The 1830-nt window shown below is 44.1% G+C and carries 1 protein-coding gene; it reads left to right on the top strand.

Translation table 11 applies throughout. From position 1 onward, the window contains the following. Positions 1–134 precede the first annotated feature (134 nt). Positions 135–1805: a transposase gene (locus M3O96_RS21815; protein ID WP_249725394.1), complete on the top strand. Its 1671-nt coding sequence runs from the start codon at positions 135–137 to the stop codon at positions 1803–1805. The last annotated feature ends 25 nt before the right edge of the window (positions 1806–1830 follow it).

Here is a 1830-nt window from a genome sequence, read left to right as displayed (position 1 = left end):
TTGAGTCCACTCCGAAAAGTAATTAAGGTAAAAAGTTCTTTTTGGATTGGGCTGAGAAAGTTTAAAACTAATCTTATGTATAGTTAATAAATTGGGTATAAATAGCTATATTACAGATAGTTAAATTGCATTCAATGTTCAGAAAAACTTCACAAAAACAGCAAATGGGGATCTTTTCCAGCCCGAATTCTTTACTCAGTGACAGGTCAGAACGTTTCTACGAGGAGATCGGATCATGGCATAATTTATTCAGGACACAGGTCACTTTGAGGGTTGAGGAGTCCTTATTTGAGCCTTTGTATTCCAAGGAAAACGGAAGTCCCAATGCTTCAGTCAGAATTATGGTTGCCATGATGATTCTCAAGGAAGCCAGCAGGTGGAGCGATTCACAGCTTTTTGAGCATTGCAGGTTTAACCTTTTGGTTAGGAGGGCTTTGGGGCTGGTCAATCTGGATGACCCCATACCGACAGAATCCACCTATTACCTGTTCCGCAAGCGGATAGTGGACCATGAGAAACAGGGCAACCCCAACCTGTTGGAAGAAACATTCAATGCGGTCACAAAGGGACAGGCAAAGGAGTTTCAGGTGAGCGGAAGGAGTATCCGGATGGACAGCAAGCTCCTTGGCAGCAACATTGCCTGGCTGAGCCGGTATGAGCTTGTCCATGAAACCCTGCGGCTGTTCTGTTCGAAAACCGGCATTGCAAAGCTGGAAAGCAGGTTATCCCCTGCCGAGATCGAAACGGTAAGGAGCCTGCTTTCAGAGGAAGGCAACAAGGTTGTCTACCGTTGTTCGGGAGATGAGGTCAGGATGAGGCTGATAGATCTGGGCGTGTTGGCCTACAGGCTTGTGAAAGTGTTTGAAGGATCATCCGAAGCCCATTACGCCACGGTTTCAAGGCTTTTTGAAGAACAGTTTGATGTAAGCGACGAGAAAGCAGTTATCCCCAAGCCCAAGGAATCGATAGCAGCCGACTCCATCCAGTCCCCACATGATACAGACTCCCATTACAGGAACAAAGATGGCAACCAGGTGAAGGGGTACAGTATCAACGTGACAGAAAGCTGTGACAAAGAAGGTCTGAACCTGATAGGAAACGTAGAGGTAAAAAAAGCAGATGCGGCCGATAATGGCTTTCTTGAAAAGGGTGTCACCGGGGCAGGGGAAGTATTCTGTGATCCGGTGGAAAAAGTCCATGCCGACGGTGCTTACCACAGCCCGTCAAACCAGGGGTTTGTTGCCAAAAAGAATGCGGAACTTATTCTAAATGCGATTCAGGGGCCAAAAGGCAGATATGACCTTGAAATGGATGGAAACGGGTTATTGACTGTAAAAGACTTCAAAACAGATATTACGGTAGCCGCTCTGAAGATGAAAGACGGGAAGAAATGGAGAATCAAAACAGAGGAACATTACCGGTATTTTTCTGATAAAGAGATTAGCGCATGTCTATTGAGAAAGAAAATAGCCGATATCCCGCAGGAGATATTAAACATCCGAAACAATGTGGAAGCAACCATATTCCAGTTGGGATACCACTACACAAATGACAAAACAAGATACAGGGGAATAATCAAACACAGAATGTGGGCGAATATCAGATGCCTGTGGGTAAACTTTGTCAGAATCATGAAACATGTGCTCAAAAACGGTCTGCTAGCTGTTTTTGAAATAGAAATAGCCTCTTTCCAGTCAATAGGAAGCATCAAAAACCGATTCATAGTCAAAATAAAAGAAGTGAAGCTCAGATTCATAAACGAATCTTTTCTGTTTCCAAAAACCCAAATCTTTGTTAATTCCTGAAAAGGGGTTTTCGGAGTAGACTCAA

The sequence above is a fragment of the Aquiflexum sp. TKW24L genome (assembly GCF_023502205.1).
GTDB lineage: Bacteria > Bacteroidota > Bacteroidia > Cytophagales > Cyclobacteriaceae > Cognataquiflexum.
Note: the sequence above shows the minus strand (reverse complement) of the source record. Positions and strands in the feature narration are given on the sequence as shown.

Coding starts and splice junctions, on each gene's coding strand:
- M3O96_RS21815 (WP_249725394.1), top strand. CDS start 135: ATGTTCAGAAAAACTTCACAAAAACAGCAAATGGGGATCTTTTCCAGC.